15 protein-coding genes are annotated in these 16,670 nt (G+C 70.4%); 14 read left to right on the top strand and 1 reads right to left on the bottom strand.

Features of this window, described 5'->3' with window-relative positions:
- Positions 1–3 precede the first annotated feature (3 nt).
- The 14 genes from ABZ354_RS11055 to ABZ354_RS11120 all read left to right on the top strand — a co-directional run bounded on the left by ABZ354_RS11055 (position 4) and on the right by ABZ354_RS11120 (position 16,106).
- The gene (locus tag ABZ354_RS11055) at positions 4–1,230 is read left to right on the top strand and encodes a M28 family metallopeptidase (protein WP_358655265.1); all 1,227 of its coding nucleotides are present in this window, start codon (positions 4–6) and stop codon (positions 1,228–1,230) included.
- Between the two features lie 36 nt (positions 1,231–1,266).
- Positions 1,267–1,617: a carboxymuconolactone decarboxylase family protein gene (locus tag ABZ354_RS11060; RefSeq protein ID WP_358655267.1), complete on the top strand. Its 351-nt coding sequence runs from the start codon at positions 1,267–1,269 to the stop codon at positions 1,615–1,617.
- 45 nt (positions 1,618–1,662) lie between these two features.
- Positions 1,663–2,937 carry an ATP-grasp domain-containing protein gene (locus ABZ354_RS11065; protein ID WP_358655269.1) on the top strand — a complete coding sequence of 425 codons (1,275 nt, stop codon included), beginning with the start codon at positions 1,663–1,665 and terminating at the stop codon, positions 2,935–2,937.
- A 10-nt stretch (positions 2,938–2,947) separates the two neighbouring features.
- A complete protein-coding gene (locus ABZ354_RS11070) occupies positions 2,948–4,075 on the top strand; it encodes a GNAT family N-acetyltransferase (RefSeq protein WP_358655271.1) in 1,128 nt (375 codons plus the stop codon).
- Positions 4,075–5,268: an ATP-grasp domain-containing protein gene (locus ABZ354_RS11075; protein WP_358655273.1), complete on the top strand. Its 1,194-nt coding sequence runs from the start codon at positions 4,075–4,077 to the stop codon at positions 5,266–5,268. The genes ABZ354_RS11070 and ABZ354_RS11075 overlap by 1 nt, the downstream gene beginning before the upstream one ends.
- Complete coding sequence (locus ABZ354_RS11080; RefSeq protein WP_358655275.1) at positions 5,265–6,512, top strand: ATP-grasp domain-containing protein; 1,248 nt, start codon at positions 5,265–5,267, stop codon at positions 6,510–6,512. The genes ABZ354_RS11075 and ABZ354_RS11080 overlap by 4 nt, the downstream gene beginning before the upstream one ends.
- Positions 6,513–6,853: 341 nt before the next feature.
- Positions 6,854–8,545, top strand: coding sequence for an ABC transporter ATP-binding protein (locus ABZ354_RS11085; protein ID WP_358655277.1), 1,692 nt, complete (start codon positions 6,854–6,856; stop codon positions 8,543–8,545).
- A complete protein-coding gene (locus ABZ354_RS11090) occupies positions 8,542–10,473 on the top strand; it encodes an ABC transporter ATP-binding protein (protein ID WP_358655279.1) in 1,932 nt (643 codons plus the stop codon). Before ABZ354_RS11085 ends, ABZ354_RS11090 begins: the two co-directional genes overlap by 4 nt.
- Positions 10,466–10,741 (top strand): hypothetical protein, encoded by a 276-nt coding sequence (locus tag ABZ354_RS11095; protein ID WP_358655280.1) that lies wholly within the window; start codon positions 10,466–10,468, stop codon positions 10,739–10,741. The genes ABZ354_RS11090 and ABZ354_RS11095 overlap by 8 nt, the downstream gene beginning before the upstream one ends.
- Positions 10,742–10,877: 136 nt before the next feature.
- The gene (locus tag ABZ354_RS11100) at positions 10,878–11,300 is read left to right on the top strand and encodes a FixH family protein (protein WP_358655282.1); all 423 of its coding nucleotides are present in this window, start codon (positions 10,878–10,880) and stop codon (positions 11,298–11,300) included.
- A 4-nt stretch (positions 11,301–11,304) separates the two neighbouring features.
- On the top strand, positions 11,305–12,492 hold the full coding sequence (locus tag ABZ354_RS11105) for a pyridoxal phosphate-dependent aminotransferase (protein WP_358655284.1): 1,188 nt from the start codon (positions 11,305–11,307) through the stop codon (positions 12,490–12,492).
- 3 nt (positions 12,493–12,495) lie between these two features.
- Positions 12,496–12,720 carry a heavy metal-associated domain-containing protein gene (locus ABZ354_RS11110; protein WP_358655286.1) on the top strand — a complete coding sequence of 75 codons (225 nt, stop codon included), beginning with the start codon at positions 12,496–12,498 and terminating at the stop codon, positions 12,718–12,720.
- A gap of 123 nt (positions 12,721–12,843) precedes the next feature.
- Positions 12,844–15,174, top strand: coding sequence for a heavy metal translocating P-type ATPase (locus tag ABZ354_RS11115; protein WP_358655288.1), 2,331 nt, complete (start codon positions 12,844–12,846; stop codon positions 15,172–15,174).
- 11 nt (positions 15,175–15,185) lie between these two features.
- Positions 15,186–16,106 carry a GNAT family N-acetyltransferase gene (locus tag ABZ354_RS11120; protein WP_358655290.1) on the top strand — a complete coding sequence of 307 codons (921 nt, stop codon included), beginning with the start codon at positions 15,186–15,188 and terminating at the stop codon, positions 16,104–16,106.
- 71 nt (positions 16,107–16,177) lie between these two features.
- On the opposite strand, the gene ABZ354_RS11125 is transcribed toward ABZ354_RS11120, so the two are convergent.
- Positions 16,178–16,546 (bottom strand): metalloregulator ArsR/SmtB family transcription factor, encoded by a 369-nt coding sequence (locus ABZ354_RS11125; RefSeq protein ID WP_358655292.1) that lies wholly within the window; start codon positions 16,544–16,546, stop codon positions 16,178–16,180.
- Between the last annotated feature and the right edge of the window lie 124 nt (positions 16,547–16,670).

Below are 16,670 nucleotides of genomic sequence, written 5' to 3' on the forward strand. Positions count from 1 at the left end.
CAGATGACCGACACGGCCCAGGGTCAGGAGCCCGCCCCGGCGCAGCAGGCGACGGACGCCTTCGACACACGACGTGCCATGGCGACGCTCCGGGCCCTGTGCACACCGGACATGCAGGGGCGTGCGCCCGGCACCGCCGGACACGACCTGGCCACCAGGTTCCTGGTCGCGGAGCTGACGTCGTACGGACTCGTCCCCGAACTGCACAGCTTCCCGATCCGTGACGTCATGCGGTTGGAGGCCCAGCCCATCCTGAGAGCGGAAGGCCCTCGGCTCGACCGCGAACTCGTCCACCGTGCCGAGTTCGCCGAGCACCCGCGCTCGGCTCCGATGACGCGACCCATCACGGGCACGGTCTCCGAGAGCGCCGGAGCGGGGGAGTGGGCCACGCTGCTGTCGGTTCCGCAGGGCGATGCCTTCGCCGAACTTGCCGGCGCCCTCCAGGCGCGCGGCGCGGTGGGTATCCTCACCGCGCAGAACGCGGACGCCTCGGGGTTCCTCACCAAGCGCGTCCAGGGCCCACCGCCGGTCGGCATACCCGTCGTGGCCGTACGGCCGGACCTCCTGGCCGCCGCCGTCGGGGGCCGGGTCACCGCTCACGTGCCCCTGGTCCGCGAGGCGGCCACGGGCACGAACGTCGTCGCCGGCCTGCCGGGGACCGACCCTGCGGCCGATCCCATCCTGCTCTGCGCACACTACGACGGTGTCGGCTCCGACCCCGAACGCCACTTCCCGTGCGCCGGGGACAACGCCAGCGGCACCGCCGTCCTGTGCGAGGTGGCCCGCCTGCTGACATCGTCCGGGCCGCTGCGCCGTCCCGTCGTGTTCGCCTTCGTGGACGCCGAGGAGATCGGCACGCTGGGCTCCAGCCACCACGCGCGCAGCCTGCACGAGGCCGGAAGCGAACCGGACGTGCTGAACCTCGACATGGCCGGCAAGTTCAACGGCAGGGTCGCGATCGAACTCGGCCCCCGGGACCCGCAGCCCCAGCGCCTCATCGCGGCGCTCGACGGCGCCGGCCGAGGCCTCGGCCTCCCCCTCTACGCGGGGACGGTGTCGTCGGACAACCGGCGCTACGCGTCGGTGGGCTTCCCCGCCGCGGGGATCGGACTCGGCGCTGCCCACTACCACTCGCCGCTCGACAGTCCTGAGCGGATCGACCCCGACGCCCTGCACAAGGCGGGTCGACTCGTCCTCGAGACCGTCCGCCGCCTCGCCCTCCCGAACTGATCGCCTACATCGACCTTTCTCATCAGGAGCTTCACCATGGCCGCCGCCCAGCAGTCCGTCTCCACCCAGCTCATCCAGCTCGCCCCCACGGTCGGTGAGCACCACAGCACCTTCTCCAAGAGCTACCAGGACTTCTTCGCCGCCGTCTTCGACCACGAGGCGCTGGATCCCAAGACCCGCGCCGCCGTCGCCCTCTGCGCCGCGCTCATGCAGGACCGCGAGGAGACGGTGCGTTCCTTCCTCGCCGCGGCCAAGCGGCTCGGCCTCAAGAACGAGGAAATAGGCCAGATCGCCGGCATCGTCGAGGCGATGAAGCTCGACGCACTGCAGCGTCCCGCCGTCCAGGCCGTCGCCTCCTCGGCGAAGAAGGCCAACACCTGCTGCTGACCGCGTCCCCGCTCCATTCCGACCTCACTTCGAAGGACTGCGGCAGTGACTGATCCATCCCATCCCGGCTCCGGCTCCGTCGTCGTCCTCGGAGGCCGCAGCGAGCGGGAGTTCAGCGTCGTACGGGACCTCGGATACCGCGTGGTGCTCGTGGACGAGCAGGTGCCGTGGCACTGCATGCCCTGGGTCGACGCCCACGTCGACGTCGACCTCGACGACTGGGACGTGGTCGCCCGGACGATACGCGCCGAGCTCGGCGACGACACTCTCGCGGCCGTACTCACCCACACCGAACCCCGACTGCCGCTGATGGCCCATCTGAACGGGCTGCTCGTCGACCGTCCCCGGGGCCTGGGCGAAGCGGCCGTGACGAACTGCCGTGACAAGTGGCGCACGCGCACCGTGCTGAGCGAAGCGGGACTTCCCGTGCCCCGCTTCGCGCTCGCCACCACGGTGGAGGAGGCGATCAAGGCGGCAGACACTCTCGGCTACCCCGTCGTCGTCAAACCGCGGGACGGCGCGGGTGCCTTCGGAGTTCGCTGTTGCTCGGGCGAGGGCGAGCTGCGCGCGGCCGTCGGCGCGCTGTTCGCCTCGCCCGCCGGCCCCCTGCCGGGGGCCCTCGTGGAGGAGTACGTCGACGGGCCCGAATACGCCGTCCAGACCCTCACGCAGGACACCCGGACCAGCGTCCTGAGCGTCTTCCGGCAGCTCATGACGCCCCCGCCGGTCTTCGTGGAACTGGGTTACGAGCATCCCAGCGGCCTGTCGCCGGCCGAGCGGCGCGAACTCGACGACCTCGTGCGGGACGTCCTTGCGGCGCTGGGTGTCGACGACTGGATCAGCCACACCCAGGTACGGCGCGGTCCTGACGGCTTCCGCGTCATAGAGGTCAACGCGCGTCGCCCCGGAGGGCGCCTGGTGGAGATGACCACGGCGGTCAGCGGCGTCGACATGACGGAGGCCGTCACCCGCCAGGCCGTGGGGCTCCCGCCGTCCCCGGCGGGGGCCACCGTGCCGTACGCCCGCTACTCGAGCATCGTCTTCGACACTTCCGGCACGCTTCTGTACGACGAGGTGGCGCCGGAGCCGGGGCCCCACAGCCCCATCGTCGAGATCGAGGTCGACCCCGGTGAGACCGTCAGGCCCAAGGACCACCCCGACGGAGGCGTCTACGGGCGCATCGTGGTCTACGGCGAGACGGCCGAGGACCTGGACCGTGCCGAGCGCCGGGTTCGCGAGGCACTGAGCCTGCAGGTGGTGTTCGCCGACGGTCTCGGTCCGGCGCGGACCGACAGCCGCGAGTTCAAGTCGTGCTGCTGAGGTGGCCCGGATGACCCTCACCGAGCCCATGCCCGAGGTGTCCGAGCGGCACCGGATCGAGGTGCGGGCGTCCATCGACACCATCGACAGCGCGGAATGGAACCGTGTCGTCGCGCAGGCGGGCGGAACCATCTTCCACACCTGGGAGTGGCTCGCCGCCTTCGAGGACGCCCCGCCGGGCCGCTTCGAGCCGCGCCACCTGCTCGCCTACCGCGACGGCGCTCTCGTCGCCGTCTGCCCGGCGTACCTGGTGCACGAGTGCCCCCGGCTCTCCTACCTGACGGACCTCGCCCAGCTGGACCTGGGCGGCCCCGTGCTCCTGGCCCACAGTCTCGCGGCACTCGACGGCGGACCTCTCGCCGTCCCCGGCCACCAGGACGCACTCGTCTCGCTGCTCGCCGCCCTGCGGACGGCAGCCGGCGACGACGGCGCGCGGACCTGGGGCGTGGCGAACGCCCCGGCGGGCGGTCTCGCAGGGCTGCTGCTGCGGCACGGCTACGCCACTGCCCACATCACCACCTCCTACCGGTGTGACACCGACGTGCCGTCCGCGAGGGACTACTGGGGTTTCGCCACCGGGAGACTCCGCCGGAAGCTGGAAAAGGAGCGCCGCGTCTCCGGACGCGACCACACGGTCGCGGAGACACCGACGGACGCCGACACCCTCGTCCGCCTCGTCCACTCCATCCTCAAGAGCCGCGGTACGCCCACCGACGTGCTGCCCGAAGCGTTTCTCCACGCCATCAACTCCCGGCTGGCCCCCTACGAGCGCACGGTGACCGCCGCCGACGCCGAGGACCGGACGGTGGCCGTGTTCGCCGGCTGGCAGTTCGGCCGCAACCGGTCGATGTGGCTGGCCGGGCTCGACACCGAGCGGCTCGCCCACTTCGTGCCCTACCGCGCCATGGCAGCGCGGTTGATCCAGAGCGCTGTCAGCACGGGCGTCACCACGGTCGACCTCGGCCGGTCCAACGGTGTGGAGAAGCGCAAGCTCGGCGCACGGCCCGTCCCGCTCTACCTCGCCCTCAACACGTCGGACCGGGCCGGGCAGGCCGCCCTGCACGCGGCCTGCCGGCGTCTCGAACAGCGTTGCCAGGGTCCCGACGAACAACTCGACATGGCCAAGAGGTGCTGCTGATGAACGCGGACACCCGCCCCAGTGTGGCGTGCATCTCCGGACGCCGCGTCGTCGACGTTCTGAACGACCTCGACGTACGGTCCATCCTGCTCGACAACCCCACCCCGCTGGACCTCGCCTGCCAGGTCGACGTCCCCCTGGACGTCGACCTGGACGACTGGGAGGCCGCGGAAGCGGCGCTGCGCTGGCTGCACGCCGGCCGCCCCGTCGACGCGGTCTTCAGCGTCTACGACGCACACCTCCCGCTGGCCAGCTACCTGGCCGCCCGGCTCGGGGCCCGCGGGCTCGACCTCCAGGCCGCGCTCGCCTGCCACGACAAGATCCGTATGCGGATGGTCCTGGCCAGCGGGGGAGTGCGGGTCCCCGACCACCTGCCCGCCACGGACCCGGCCGACGCCTCGGCCGCCGCGCAGCACCTCGGCCTGCCCGTCGTCGTCAAGAAGGCGACCGGTTCGCGAGGCCGGGGGAGCATGCTGTGCCGGACCGCCGACGACGTGGCCCGCGCCGTCGACGTCCTCGGCTCCACCGCGCTTCTCGTGGAACGTTTCGTCGAGGGCCCCGAGTACGCCGTGCAGAGCGTCACGAGCGACGGCCGGACCGAGGTCGTCGGCATCCTGGCCCAGCACGTCGGTCCCGGTCCCCGGCAGGCCGAGATCGGGTACGACTTCCCCAGCGGACTCGGCCGGGAGCGGGAGGCCGAGATCACGGCCTTCGTCACGCGGGCCCTCGCCGTCCTGGGCTTCGACCACGCCGTCTCCCACACCCAGGTGCGGATCGGTGAGAACGGCCCCGTCCTGATCAACGTCGCCGCCCGTCCGCCCGGCGGGCAACTGTGCGCCGTGACGGAACGGCTCAACGGCGTGGATCTCACGCGTGCCGCCGCCGAGATCGCTCTCGGGCTCCCGGTCACTCGGGGCCTGCCCACCGCGAACCGGGTCCTCTACCGGTGCGTGACCTCCGACCGGCCGGGCACAGCCTGGTACGACCTCGACGGCACCGACGAACCCGCCGTCATGCTCGACGTGGAGCCGGGAGACAGCGTCCGCAGTGTCGACGACCCGCAGGGCGGCAGTTACGGCCGCATCGTGGTGTACGGCGACGACCCCGCGGAGCTGGAGAGCCGGTACCGCGCCCTCTTCGAATCGCTCCGACTCCACGTCGAGCCCGAACATCAGCAGGTGATGGTCCCTTGACCCTTCGCGTCCTCGTCCTCAGCGGCCAGCGCACGGTGCAGCAGCTGAAGGAACACACCGGTTACGACGTCGTGTTCGCCGAGGAGAACATGACGATCGAGCAGGTCATGCTCGCCGACTACCCGTTGCAGGTCGACTTCGGCGACTGGGACGAGGTGACCGCTCGAGTCACCGCGACCCACGCCGACCGGCCCGTCGACGCCGTCGTCACGGGGGTCGAGAGCCTCGTCCCTCTTGCCGGGCGCCTGCGCGCCGAGCTGAAACTCGATCACGGCATCACCGAGCAGGCCGCCCGTGACTGCATCGACAAGGCCGCGACGCACCGGCTCCTCGCGGACGCCGGAGTGCCCGTGCCGCGGAACAGGACAGTCGCCGGAACCAAGGAGGGGGCCGAGGCCGCCCGGGAGCTCGGGCTCCCTGTCGTCGTGAAACCGCGTGACGCCTCCAGCGCCGCCGGCCTCCAGTACTGCGACAACGTCGAGGACGTGGAGCGGTCGGTGGCCGACATCCTGGCCGCCGGCCGGGACACCGTCCTCATCGAGGAGTACGTCACCGGACCGGAATTCGGTGTCTTCGCCTCCAGGGTCGGGGGAAGAACCCGGGTCATGTGGGTCGTCGAGGGGGAGGTCGGGCCCCCTCCCACCTTCGTCAAGGTGGGTGGCGTCTTCCCGAGCCGCCTCGACGAGGCACGGCTCGCCGAACTCGAGGATCTCGCGGACCGGGTCCTCACGGCCGTCGGCCTCGATGACTGGGTCGCGGCCCTCCAGTTCACCCTGACGGCTGACGGCTGGCGCGCCGGCGAGGTCAACCCCAGGGTGCCGGGTGGCCAGGCGGTCGAGATGATCCGGACCACCACCGGTCACGAACCCAGTCTCATCGCCACGGAGGCCGCACTGGGACGCCACCCGGAGCCCCGGGCCCCCAAGGCACCCTTCGGGCTGTACCGCAGCGTGGTCTTCGAGTCGGGCGGACGCATCGACTACAACGCCGAGGCCGTCGGGGCATTCGAGGGTCTCGAATCCCCGTTGCCGCCGTTCGTCGAGTTCGACGTCCGGCCGGGCGACGCCGTGCTCCCCGTGCAGCACGCCAGGGGCGGGGCCTTCGGACGCGTCGTGCTCGCCGGCGAGAGCCGCGAGCAGCTGGAGCGCGACTACCGCAGGGTCATGGAGCAACTCGCCGTCCGCCTGGCCGACGACGCCGCGGCGGACGCCGCGGTGGACCGCCCGCACACCAGCTGCTGCTGACAACTGCGGCTCGAGACAGACCGGTTGACGCTCGCCCCGGCACGTGATTCGATACTTTTGAAATCATCGAATCAAGGCTGGGGAGGAGGAACCATGGCTGACGACATGATCGGATCGGGCTGCTGCGAGACCAGCGGTGCCGAGGACGTCGCCGAAGACGGTCAGGAGTGCGGCTGCGCCTGCGCCTGCTGCGACTGATTCCCGTCCGGGACGCGACGGCGGGCCGCACCCCACGGGGTGCGGCCCGTGAAACCACACCACATGGCGCGCCCGCAACACCACACCTCACGGCGTGCGGCCCGTGAACCACCACCCCACAACACTTCGGAGGGGGCTCGACGTTGAACGACTCGCTACGCGCGCTGCGCTTCATCTATGGCTACCCGCTGCGCTACCGCCGCGAGATCATCACCGCCACGGTGATCATGTTCGTCGGCCTCCTGGGTAATATCGCCGTGCCGCTCCTGACCCGCTACGCCATCGACATCGGCGTGCTGGGCGGTGAGTCCAGCAGCCTGCTGCTGACCTCGGCCGGCGTGCTCGCCGCCGGCGTCGCCACCACGGCCCTGCTGCACTACGGCAAGCGCATGCGATTCACCGTGGCCAGCAAAGCCGTCAACGATCTCCGTGAGGACCTGGTGCGCAAGATGATGCACCTGGGCCCCGCCGACATCGCGGAGGCGTCCGGGGGCCGGGCGCTCACCCGGCTCATCTCCGACGCCGTCTCCGTCCGCGGACTCACCAACGGGGGTCTGCTCGAGCTCCTCAACCAGGTGCTCGTCACACTCGCCATGCTCATCACGGCGCTCATGATCGACCCCCGCACGACCCTGCTCGCCATCATTCCCATGATCTTCGTCATCATCGGGAACTTCACCGTGCAACTGCGGCTGCAGCGGGCCTTCATCGACCTGAAGCACCAGTTCACCAAGCTCCTGGCCGGCGTCGGCGAGTCCCTCGCCAACATCAACGTCGTGAAGTCGTACGGCCGCGAGTCGGACGCCTCCGAACGCCTCAACAGGGTCAACGAGGACCACACGGCCCGCGACGGTCAGATGAAGCGCACCTACAGCCGGTGGGAGGCGGTCCTCAACGTCGTCGGCGGCCTTCCGACGCCGATCGCCCTCTGGGCCGGGGGCCACGCCGTCCTGGACGGCACCAGCACCGTCGGCGACCTCGTCGCGGTCGTCGCCCTGGTGATGATGTTCCAGATGAGCATCCACATGCTCGCCATGCACGTGAACGGAGCGTTTCGCAGCGTCGTCACCGCGCAGCGCCTCCTGCGTGTCATGGACGCCCCCTCCGTACTCGCCACCCGCGACGGCAACACCGACGTCCCCGCATTCGGGGGGATCCACGCAACCGGCATCGACGTCGACATCGCGGGCCGCCGTATCCTCGACCGAGTCGACTTCCGCGTCGAGCCGGGCGAGGCCGTCGCCCTGACCGGCCCCACCGGAAGCGGCAAGTCGACCCTGCTGCACGTGCTGGCCAGACTCCGCGACCCGGACGCCGGCACCGTGACGTACGACGGCATCGATGCCCGCTCCTACGCGACCGCCGCGCTGCGCAGCCGCATCGTCTGCCTGCCCCAGCGCCAGTGGATCATCGAGGGCACCCTTGAGGACAACGTCCGCTTCGCCCGGCCCGCGGCCACTCGCCAGGAGATAGCCGACGCCGTCGAGGCCGCCGGACTGTCCCACATCCCGCTGGACCGCCGCTTCGGCGCCAGCACCCTCGACCTCTCCGCGGGAGAACGCCAGCGGATCGGCCTGGCCCGCGTGTTCCTCGTGGACCCCGAGATCCTGCTGCTCGACAACCCCACCGCCAACCTGGACGCCGAGACCGAAGCCGCGCTGGTGGAGACGGTCCTGCGAGTCCGCCGCGGCCGCACCCTGGTCATCGCCTCCCAGCAGCCGGCGGTCGCCGGCTACATGGACCGCACCATCAACCTCGCAGCCCAGGAGCCCTCCGTGAAGGCCCAGGTCACCCTCGCCGGTGCGGCCGGCCCGGACGGAGGAAGCGACGTATGACCACCACCACTGCGGCTCAGGCGCCCGAAGACCTCATGGACGAACGCGAGGCACGGCGAACCCTCTTCCGCGCCGTACGGCGCTTCCTCCCCTACGTGCGCCCCCACTGGGGCTGGCTGAGTGCCGCCACCGCCATGGCCGTCCTGAACACGGTCGTCACCATCGCGGTGATGTACACCGTGATGGCCGGCATCGGGCACATCGTCATGGGCGACATGGAAGCCGTGGAGTCGACCGCGCTCAACCTCGTCCTGCTGACCGTCGTCGAAAACGTCATCCGCATCGTCTACAACTCGGCGATGATCCGGGTCAACGAGCGCCTGACCGTCACCATCCGCAACGACCTCGTCGTGCGCCTGCACAATGTGCAGCTCTCCCGGCACGTCTCCCAGGCGAGCGGCGAGTGGGTCACGCGGGTCCTCTTCGAGGCCAACCGCTTCCGCGGCTTCCTGACCAAGACGCTGATGGAGATCATCAACAGCGTCGTCTGGTTCATCGCGTTCGCCGCTTTCCTCCTCGCCCTCAGCCCCCTGGTCGCCCTGCCGACGCTCGTCACCATCCCGCTCATGGTCTGGATCGCCGTCAAGTGGACGGCGCGCCTGCGCCCCGACACCCGTGCCCAGCGCGAAGGCTGGGACCGCATGGTCGGTTACCTCAACCAGCGGATCGACGGCCTCGCGGACATCCGCGCCTTCGGGCAGGAGGAGGCGGTCCTCGCCGACCTGCGCCGACGTTCGGAGGAGTACAGCGAGGTCCACAACTGCCTCTCGCGCAAGCGGCTCTGGCTCACCTCTCACCTCGGCTTCAGCGTCTTCCTGGCCCTGGCCCTGCTGATCTTCTTCGGCGGCCTGCAGATCATCAACGGCCACCAGCTCGGGTCCGGCTTCTTCTTCGACATGGCCTCCGGCATGATGCCGATGACCTGGATGCTCATGGGCACCGACACCATGATGGCGTCCATGGGCATGGCCTCCGGCACCGCCCTGGCGGCCGGAACCCTCGCCGCGTTCGCGCTGTTCGTCAAGCGCATGCTGAACCCGGTCCGCGACCTCGCCAACCAGATGGGCCAGGCCTCCGACATCGCCGCCTCCGCGCGCCGCATGCTCGACGTCCTCGACCTGCAGGAGGAGGAGAGCGGGCCCGGCACCCTGCCCCCCGTCGAAGGCGTCGTCGAGGTCGACGACGTGACGTTCGCCTACGGGGACGGGCCCGACGTGCTGCACGGCATCTCCCTGCGTGCCGAACAGGGACAGCACATCGGCATCGTGGGCTCGAGCGGCGCCGGCAAGAGCACCCTGATGCAACTCCTCGTCCGCCTCTACGTCCCCACCCGCGGCACGGTCCGCATCGACGGCCACGACCTCGCCGGCATCAGCAGCGCATCCGTCAGGTCCCAGGTGCTGCTGGTCACCCAGGAGGCCCAGCTCTTCGACGGGACGGTCACCGAGAACATCCTCTTCGGCCGGCCGGAGGCCACGGAGGAACAAGTCGTCCGGGCGGCCGAGGCGGTCGGCGCCCACGAGGTGATCTCCAGCCTGCGCGACGGCTACAGGACACGGGTCGGCGAACGGGGTTCGCGCCTGTCGGTGGGCGAGCGACAGATCATCGCCCTGGCCCGCGCCATGCTCGCCGACCCCCGTGTCATCGTCCTCGACGAGGCCATCTCCAGTGTCGACCCGGACCGGCAGCGCCTGGTCTTCGCCGCGATCCGCCGCCTCCTCGAAGGCCGTACCGCGATCGTCGTCGCCCACTGGCTGACCCTCGTCGAGGACCTGGACCAGGTCTTCGTCCTCGAAGACGGACACATCGTCGAATCGGGCCGCCCCGTCGAACTGCTCACCGCGGGCGGGCGGCTCACGGAACTCTGCCAGGCCCAGGAGGGCCGGGCCCGTAAGAACACCACCGGAAAGGACAACGCCCATGTCTGACACCAGCCTCGGAAACCTGTTCTGGGATGCCGCCCAGGGGACCCCGACCGCCGAAGCGCCGAAGACGTCGTCGTGCTGCGGACCGAAGCCGGCCGCCGAGACCGAGAAGGCCCCCGAGGCCGCGGCTGCGAAGACGTCATCCTGCTGCGGGCCCAAGCCCGCCGCGGCGCCCAAGACGTCCTCCTGCTGCGGGCCCAAGCCCGCTGCCGGGACGGCCGATACGGCCGCGTCGGCGGAACCCGTCAAGAAGTCCTCCTGCTGCGGCTGACCTTCCTCCGCCCGCGACTCCGAAGGAGCACACGATGACCTGGCGCACAGCCACCCCCCAGCCTGCCGACCGTGGAACGAAGAGGGCGCGGCGGGCTGGGCCCCGTACCTCCAAGGGGGCGGTGCGCCCGGTCGCCGTGACGAGTGCGGCTCTGGCCGCACTTCTCGTCACCGGCTGCAGCACGACATCGTCCGCGACCGCCGGCAGCGCCGACGGCACGGACCTCAACGCGAGCTGCACCGGCACCAAGACCGATGCGGGCCTGAAGATAACCCTCAAGCTCCGTCCGTGCCCCGTCAAGGGCGGCGGGGCGGCGGGCACCGCCACCATCACCGTCAGGGACTCGGCGGGCAAGACGGTGCACGACGCCAAGGTCGACATCAACTCGGAGATGCCGAACATGAAGATGAAGGGCGGCGACCAGTCGGCGGGCCTCAAGGGCGACGGCTACCAGGCCAAGCTCGTGCTGGGCATGCCCGGTGACTGGCTGGTCAGGGTCGCCGTCACCCCGGCCTCCGGCAAGGCGTCCTCCGCCGAGTTCGACGTGAAGGCGGAATAGGGCAGTGCTCAGTTCTCGGGCGCGGGCCCTGCCCGCATCGAGCACCGCCGCCCTGGACGCGCACATCAAGTCCCTGCTGGCCGACGGCGCCGACATCGTCAACCTCACCGGCGGCGAACTCGATTTCCCCACACCCGAACAGGCGGCGGACGGGGCGCGTCGGGCGATCGCCGAAGGACACACCCGGTACACGCCGGTCGCCGGTATCGGGCCGTTGCGCGAGGCGATCGCCCGGCGGCTCCGTACCCATTGGGGCTGCTCCTACGAGCCTGCACACATCGTCACGACGAACGGAGCCAAGCAGGCTCTCGCCCAGATCTTCACGGTGCTGTGCGAGCCCGGCGACGAGGTGGTCCTCCCCGCCCCGTACTGGGTGAGCTTCCCGCACATGATCGCCCTCGCCGGAGCTGTGCCGGTCGTGGTGGACACCGCCACCACCGGCTTCAAGCTCACGGCCGAGTCACTCAGGGCGCAGATCACCCCGCGGACCCGGGCCGTGCTGCTCAACAGTCCCTCGAATCCCACCGGAGTGGTCTACGACCGTTCGGAACTGCAGGCCCTGGCGACCGTCGCCGTCGAGCACGGACTCGTCATCGTCAGCGACGAGATCTACGGAGACCTCGTTCACGAAGGAGCCTCCTTCACGAGCGTCGCCTCCCTCGCCCCGGAGATCGCCGAGCGCACGGTGACCATCGGCGGTTTCTCCAAGACGTACGCCATGACCGGGTGGCGCATCGGCTTCGCTGCGGCCCCCCAGCCCGTGGCCGCCGCGCTCTCGGCCGTGCAGGGACACACCAGCTCCGCCCCCTCCTCCATCTCGCAGCACGCGGCGCTCGCCGCGCTGACCGGCGACACGGATGCCGAACTGGCCCGGCGTGCTGCGGAACTCAACGCCCGCCGGGCGCTCATGTGCGAAGGTCTCGACGGCCTGCGGCCGCTCCGCCTCGCCGCCCGGCCCCAGGGCGGCTTCTTCGCCTTCGTCGACGTGCGGGGGCTCTACACACGGCCCGGTGACGACGCGCAAACCGTTGCCGCCGACCTGCTGGAGAAGGCCGGGGTCGCCGTCATGCCGGGCCGCGACTTCGCGGCCCCCGACCATGTGCGTCTGTCCTACGCGGTCAGCACCGAGGACATCACCCAAGCACTGCACCGCCTCGCCACCTGTCTCAAGTCCATCAACGAACGGGAGTGACCCATGAGCGGCACCGCCACCGTCTTCGAGGTTCGCGGCATGACCTGCGGCGGATGTTCCAAGCGCATCCGGACCGCCATCGAGGGCGATCTCGGTGAGGGAGCCGAGGTGGCCGTCGACCACAAGAGCGGCCGGGTCACCGTGACCGCCCCCGGCGACATCAGCCACGAGACCGTCCAGGCCGCCGTCGAGCGCGCGGGCTACGAGTACGCCGGAACGGCCGCGTGAAGCCGCCCGCCAAGCTCGCCCTCTTCGCCGCCGGTCTCGCCGTGTGCTTCGGCGTCTCGTACCTGCTCGGCAGCTCGCTGGCCCCCCTGTAAGCAAGTCCTCTTCCCTAAGGAGTACGCAGTCATGGCAGGCACTGCCACGACGGCACCGGCCGTGGTCACGCTCGACATCGGCGGCATGACCTGCGGTGCCTGCTCAGCACGTATCGAGAAGAAGCTCAGCCGGCTGGAGGGGGTGACCGCCGAGGTCAACTTCGCCCTGGAGCGCGCCCATGTGAGCTTCGACGACCGGCACACCGTCGACGACCTCGTCCAGACCGTCGAGAAGATGGGCTACAGCGCCGCTCTCACGCCCCCGCCGCAGGCCCTCTCGGCCGCCGAACCGCAGGCCGCGGAGACGGCGGAGGACGTGGCCGACCGTGAACTGGCCGCCATGCGCCGGCGCATACTCCTGTGCCTCGCGCTCACCGTGCCGGTCGTCGCCATGGCGATGATCACGCCGCTGCAGTTCGACAACTGGCAGTGGCTCTCGCTCACTCTCGCGGCGCCCGTCGCGGTCTGGGGAGCCTGGCCCTTCCACGAGGCTGCCTGGAAGAACGTCAAGCAGGCCGGCGGCACCATGGACACGCTGGTGTCCCTCGGCGTCCTCGCTTCCTTCGGCTGGTCGCTGTACACCCTGTTCTTCGGCTACGCCGGTGTCACCGGCATGCGGATGCCCTTCCTGATGACGCCCACCCCCGGGCAGGGGCTGCACCACATCTACCTGGAGGTGGCCACCTCCCTGACGCTCTTCGTCCTGGTGGGCCGTTATGCGGAACGCCGGGCCAAGCGCCGGGCGGGCAGTGCCGTACGCGCTCTGCTGGAACTCGGGGCCAAGGACGTCACCGCACTGCGTGCGGGACAGGAAGTCACCATCCCCGTCGGTGAACTGCGCGTCGGGGACACGTTCGTCGTCCGGCCCGGGGAGAAGATCGCCACCGACGGAGTGGTCGTCGACGGCTCCTCCGCCGTCGACGCCTCGATGCTGACGGGCGAAAGCGTCCCCGAAGAGGTGACCGCGGGCGACAGTGTCGTCGGAGCCACGGTGAACATCAGTGGCCGCCTGACGGTACGCGCCGAGAAGGTGGGGGCGGACACCCAGCTCGCGCACATCAGCCGGCTCGTCTCCGACGCCCAGGCCGGCAAGGCCCCCGTGCAGCGGCTCGCTGACCGCATCGCCGCCGTCTTCGTACCCGTCGTCATCGTCGTCGCGGTCTGTGTCGGAGGCTTCTGGCTCGGCAACGGCGGCGACGCGGCGGTCGCGCTCACCGCGGCCGTGACCGTCCTCGTCGTTGCCTGCCCGTGCTCCCTCGGCCTGGCCACGCCGACCGCGCTGCTGGTGGGCACCGGGCGGGGTGCCCAGCTCGGCATCGTGATCAGAGGACCCCAGATCCTCGAGTCGACGCGTCGTATCGACACCATCCTCCTGGACAAGACGGGAACGGTCACCACGGGCAGGATGCGGCTCGTCGAGACCATCAGTGCTGAAGACACGAGTCACGACGAGCTGCTGACCCTCGCCGGAGCACTGGAGCATTCCTCCGAGCACCCCATCGCGACCGCCGTCACGGCCGCCGCCCGGGAGGTGGCCGGGGACCTTCCGGCGGTCGCCGGCTTCCGGGCGAGCGCCGGGTTCGGCGTGGAGGGCACCGTCGACGGCCGCGAGGTCGTGGTCGGCCGGCCGGGGTGGGTGGGGGAGCGGATGAACACGCCGGACACGCTCCGCCGGCGCGTCACCGAGTTCGAGGACAGCGGCCACACGCCCGTCGCCGTCGGCTGGGACGGGAGGCTGCGCGGCCTGCTCCTCGTCGCCGACGAGGCCAAGCCCAGCAGCCGCCTCGCCATCGACGAGATGCGCGGCCTGGGACTCAACCCCATTCTGCTGACCGGTGACAGCAAGGGCGCGGCCCGTCGCATCGCCCACCAGATGGGCATCACGGAGGTCGAGGCGGAGGTCCTGCCCCAGGACAAGGCCGCCGTGGTGCGTCGTCTGCAGGACGAGGGGCGCAACGTCGCCATGGTCGGCGACGGCATCAACGACGCTGCGGCGCTCGCCCAGGCGGACCTCGGCATCGCCATCGGCGGCGGTACCGATGCCGCCATCGAGGCGAGCGACATCACCCTGGTACGCGGCGACCTTCGCGACGCGGTCGACGCCGTCCGCCTCTCCCGGCGCACCCTCGGAACGATCAAGGGCAACCTGTTCTGGGCGTTCGTCTACAACCTCGCCGGCATCCCCGTCGCCGCGTCCGGCGTGCTGAACCCCATGATCGCGGGTGCGGCCATGGCGCTGTCCAGCATCTTCGTCGTCACCAACAGCCTCCGGCTGCGCAGGTTCAAGCCGGCCTCCCCGCAGAAGGCGGGGCAGGGCGAAACCGTGACCCCCGTGGGCCACGGCGCGGCGGCGCTCTCGTGATCGTCCGCCCGATGGGCCTGCCGGTGGCCCTCGTCGACGTGGACCAGGCGCTGAACGGTCAGTGGCGGGCGTACGAGCACGAAGTGGACCTCATCCGGGTCCAGGACCCGCCAGTGACCGCCTGGCCTCAGCTGCGGGAGGCCGGTTTTCTGCCGAAACCCCAGGTGGTGGCCTGGCGGGCGGAGGCTCTGACGAAGGAGGAGGACTACCTCAAGAGGCTTTCCCAGAAGGACCGGTACGACGTCCGGGCGGCGTACCGCAAAGCTGCGGAACTCGGCTTCCAGGTAGGCGTCGAGCCGCTGACCGCCCCTGTGCTCACGGAGTTCCTGGAGCTGTACGAACGTCAGGTCTCCACCATGCGCCACGGCTGGGCCGTGGCTGTCGAGCAGCGCGACAGCATCCTCGCCGAGGCCGGGACCTACTGCGCGGTCACGGTCCGCTCGGAGGGCTCACTCGTGGGTGCCTGTCTGAATCAGGACCTGCCGGCCCGGGACGAGATCCGCGCACGGTTCTCGGCCGTGACACCGGAACAGCGAAGCGACAGCCTGTCCCGCGTTCTGTACTGGGAGACGCTGCGGGAGGCACGAGCCCGGCAGCGCCGATGGGCCTCACTCGGCCGCGACATCAACCTCTACGGCCATGTGGTCAAGCCGGGGCTCTTCAGCTTCAAGTCGCGGCTCGGGTTCACCGCCATACCGGGGCAGCTCCTCGACCCCGGGAGCGGGTCGCACCAAGCCGACCGGGTGATCCGGTTCGGTGAACTCTCCGACCCCACACTCCTGTTGTCCTATGCGCCGGTCGCGGGGGAGGAGGCGGCCGTGGGCGCCCCCCTGCGTGTGAACCTGTTCACCCCGTCGGAGGAGCTGGACACCCGCCCCTTCCGGAGCGCCGCTCTCACCGGCACGACGGTGCACACCGTCCGCTCCGACTGAGACTCGGGTGGGCATCGTGATCATCCCCCGGACACGCTGCCCACCCGCACCCCCGCCGTCTGCGGGTACGGTCATGCGCGAGCGGGCATGGAGAGCAGGGCGGCGAGAGCGGTGAGCACACTGGGGTCGACGCGGTAGTACACCCAGGTGCGTCGGCGCTGAGAGGTCAGCAGTCCGGCCTCGCGCAGCTTCTTGAGGTGGTGGGAGACGGTCGGCTGTGAGACGCCGACGTCCGCGATGTCGCACACGCACGCCTCGCCGGCGGGGTGGGACGCCACCCGGGACAGCAGCCGCAGCCGGACCGGGTCGGACAGCGCCTTGAAAAGGTTGGCCATTCGCTCGGCGTCCAGCGCCGAGAGCTCTGCCGAGACGAGCGGAGAACAGCAGGGCACACCCGCTTGCGCGGGCACAACCTTGGGGTCCGCGCCTAGAATTGACATTTTTCTATTTTCACATACGTAAAATCATCACGCAATGGGATGAGGGGTCGCTCCGTGGGCGGTACTCCCCCCGGCCGGCTGATCGTTCCGTTGCCGGCGGCCTCCTTCGCGGCGGCGGACGTGG

It is taken from the genome of Streptomyces sp. NPDC005925, assembly GCF_040638805.1.
Lineage (GTDB): Bacteria > Actinomycetota > Actinomycetes > Streptomycetales > Streptomycetaceae > Streptomyces.